The sequence below is a fragment of the bacterium endosymbiont of Bathymodiolus sp. 5 South genome (assembly GCF_900128535.1).
Lineage (GTDB): Bacteria > Pseudomonadota > Gammaproteobacteria > PS1 > Pseudothioglobaceae > Thiodubiliella.
Window position 1 is genome coordinate 1 of sequence record NZ_FQTR01000163.1, and the last position, 3,596, is coordinate 3,596.

The 3,596-nt window shown below is 40.1% G+C and carries 2 protein-coding genes; one reads left to right on the plus strand and one right to left on the minus strand.

The genetic code is table 11. The features are described 5' to 3' along the window. Positions 1-537, minus strand: a 537-nt coding sequence (locus BBROOKSOX_RS09530) for an inverse autotransporter beta domain-containing protein (protein ID WP_139661405.1), incomplete at its 3' end; no start/stop codon positions are given. 641 nt (positions 538-1,178) lie between these two features. Here BBROOKSOX_RS09530 and BBROOKSOX_RS09535 point away from each other — a divergent pair. Continuing rightward, positions 1,179-2,993: an inverse autotransporter beta domain-containing protein gene (locus BBROOKSOX_RS09535; RefSeq protein WP_139661409.1), complete on the plus strand. Its 1,815-nt coding sequence runs from the start codon at positions 1,179-1,181 to the stop codon at positions 2,991-2,993. Positions 2,994-3,596 lie beyond the last annotated feature (603 nt).

A 3,596-nucleotide genomic window follows, 5' to 3' on the forward strand; every position in this document is an offset into this window, starting at 1 on the left:
GTCGCCAAAATTCTCACCAGAGCTAAGCTGAGCTTGGACAAAGGTAAGCTCAGTAGCGTCATCATCAAATGGGGTCAATGGTTGAAGGGTTCTCAGGCTGTAATCTGGGTTTTTAGAGGTGATTTTACGAATAGAAATCTCTGTTTTGCCCTTGCCGAAAGAATTGGCATATTCATTGGCTTTTTGGTTAATGCGACTTTCGACATTGCTGATGGCTTGGTTTTTAAGTTGACTTTTAATACCGGTGGTAATTTTATTACCAAGTTGGCTGGCGTTGTCTGAGTTGGTAGAGCCTATGGCGCTGCCAATCGTCGTGCCGACTTGTTTGAGGAGTTTGTTGGCTTGATTGTCTTTTTTGGTGTAGTTTGGAGAGTTGTTCCAGTTATATGTGTAAGGCTTGCTGAGGTCTAGGTAAGCGTCTTTGCTGAATGTTTGGGTGTCGGACGAGCCAACATTAAGAGAAAGCGTCAAAAGAATGGAGGTAAAAAAAAACTTGAAGTTATGTAGGTTGTTGTTTGTAAGCTTATTTAGTGTCATCTTTATCATGGTAAATATAATATTATTAATAATTTGTGAAATATTATACCCTATGAGATTTTTGCATAACCCCCCAATCCAAAAATAAAAACCAAAAAACGCACAAACCCCAACTGGTATAATGATTTCAACCAAAAAATAGTTTCACCTATTAGGTGAAAACCAAAGACAACCAAGCCCCTCATTAACCAACCAAACTTTATGCATTCATGAACACTATAAATTATAAACTTGATACGAGACCTTTGCATAAATAGGAACAATCATCAGAAACCCACTTTTCACCCACTTGGCGATTTTTTAAACCCAGCCTTAGCCCTGCTAGGACAAGGCTTAAAGAAATCACCAATTGGGCAAAAATTGGATTTTGCTAATCATCCCTATTTATGCAAAGGTCTCGATACAACTAACGAACTTTTAACTTCTCGCATTGGACTTATTACACTAGCACATACTATTCAAGTATTGGATTTATCAAAAACAACAGATCAACACTTCCCCGCATTGGGTAGTAATTGTGCCCTTAAATGTAGGTGCAAAAAAATTCATCAGAGTTTTTAGAGATAGTCAAAAAAAACTCGTGCAAAATAAAAGGCAATGGTATAATTTTCATACATTTTATTACACAATCTTAATCGTCCATGGAAATAAACACAACAAAATCCCAATTAACGCCAGCCTCAACACTGAGTGGTCTTAATAAATTCAAGCACTTTCTTGTGCTTAGTCTTTTAATCACATTCTCTTTTAATGCTTTTGCTGCTGATAATTCTGAGCAACCTAACAAAGAGCTTAGCAAAGAAGCCTATCTAGACCTCAGCAAGCCTTACACACACAAGCAGAGCAATACCACCAAGAAAGACAACCAAGCCACCGCTTTTCTCAAAGAAGTCGCAGGCACAGCGCGCACTGCCCTAGGCTCTACCAACTCAGGCAATACCGACCAACTGGGTAATAAGATTACCAAAGGCGTTAGCAATCAACTAAAAAACCAAGCCATTAACAAAACCGAAGGTTTTGTGAACAACAAAGCCAATACATTTTTAAACGCATTTGGTGCAGGTCGTAGTGAGGTAAGTATTGGTGGACTGAGCTCAAAAAAACTAAATTACAGCCTCAGAACCATTCAGCCGATATCTGAGCTTGATGCCAACAGCAAAGCATTAACTTTCATTCAAGCTAGCATCGCTTCTGGCAAAAGTACCGATAGTCGCCGTACTACAGTTAACTTAGGCATTGGTCATCGTCTATTGGTAGAGGACGACATGGCCATCGCCGGTATCAATGTGTTTACCGACTATGAGTCCAAGTCCAGTCACAAACGCCTAAGTCTTGGTTTAGAATACCAGCGTGCTAACTTTAGTGTCAATATCAATAAATACCATGTGTTTTCAGACAAAAAATTAGTCAACGGTTTACAGAAACAGGAAAGAGCCATGTCAGGTTATGATGTCAAGCTCAGCGGTCAAGCCCCTTATCTACCTTGGGCAAAAATCAAAGGCACTTATTATCACTGGGACGCTACAACGGGTCCAAACATTAAGGGTAACATTTTGGGCGTGGATATTGAGCTTACCCCATCAGTGAGCTTTGAGTTTGGTCAAGAAAACAACAACACCATAGATGCCACAAGTTATGGCAAACTCACGGTCAAACTGCCACTGGGCAACAAACAAAAATTCACCAACTTTGCCATTGCCAGCAAAGCCTTTAAAGACAGCAGCACAATGGACTTAGGCGCGCTTGCTTGGGTCGAGCGTAGTAATAAAATAATGGTAGAAGTAGAAGGTAACATACCAACATTTACAGGCGGTATGTTTAGAGGGTTAGAATATCAACTGGTCACCTCGCCTAACCCACCACACAGAGTTTGGCTTGATAGAAATCTCGGCGCAACAAAAGTTGCTGCCTCAAGTAATGACAGTGCTGCTTATGGTGATCACTATCAATGGGGACGAGCAAAAGATGGTCATGAATCATCTACATTGGGCACACAAACTCGATCAAGTGATATTGTTTTAGGAGGTAGTAAATTTATTTACGGAACATCGGATTGGACTACAGCTGATAGTACACCTTATAATCATAGTGGTACACTTAGAGTAGCCGCTTGGGCAGATGGTGGTAAAAATGACATTTGCCCTGCAGGCTTTAGCGTGCCAACTGAGGCAGAGCTAAGTGCAGAGCTTAAAGGCAATTTCAATACCATCACATCCGGCTTCTTAAAAATCCCAGCTGCTGGTCGTCGCTCTTCGGGTAATCCTAATAGCTTTACTAATAAAGACACAAGTGCCTTCTTGTGGGTTCGCAATGCTTCGAAGGCTCTGAGTGAGAAGGATGGTAATAGGTCCAAGAGTCGTCGGATTAGTATCCATAACTTCAGTAGTCAAAAGACGATCGGAGACTATCAACGTTCTTACGGTCTGAGTGTTCGTTGCATTAGGGACAGAATATAAATAATGAGGGGATGCTACCCTTTTATTTGAGACCTTTGCATAACCCAACCAAAAAACCACCAATCTGATAAAATAACACCCATCTAAAACAACCATAAAACACCCAAAATGTCTTAGAAAAATATCCAACAAAATTCATTTGCAGATTCTCTTGTTATTGAAACAGTATTATTGTTTCTCTAGGTTCAATCGGGGATATTGGGGACGCTACCCTTTAAATCGGATTTTAGACTCTCTAGAAACCTACTCAAAGGGCAAGTTGGTGATGAGATTAATGTTTTAATGGCTGGCCTGTGCTTGGAATTTGAGAAAATGGCCGGTGATAGCCACTATTTTTTTTGTTTTGGCAAAAACTGGGTTTATTTTTGTAAAATACCTAGAGACCTTTGCATAAATAGGAATAATCATCATAAACCCACTTTTCACCCACTTGGCGATTTTTTAAACCCAGCCTTAGCCCTGCTAGGACAAGGTTTAAAGAAATCACCCATTGGGCAAAAATTGGATTTTGCCAATCATTCCTATTTATGCAAAGGCCTCACCTAAGGTTTTTTGCGGCACTGGATAAAAAGCAGTTTTGTTGATTTAGATGGTTGGAAAAAT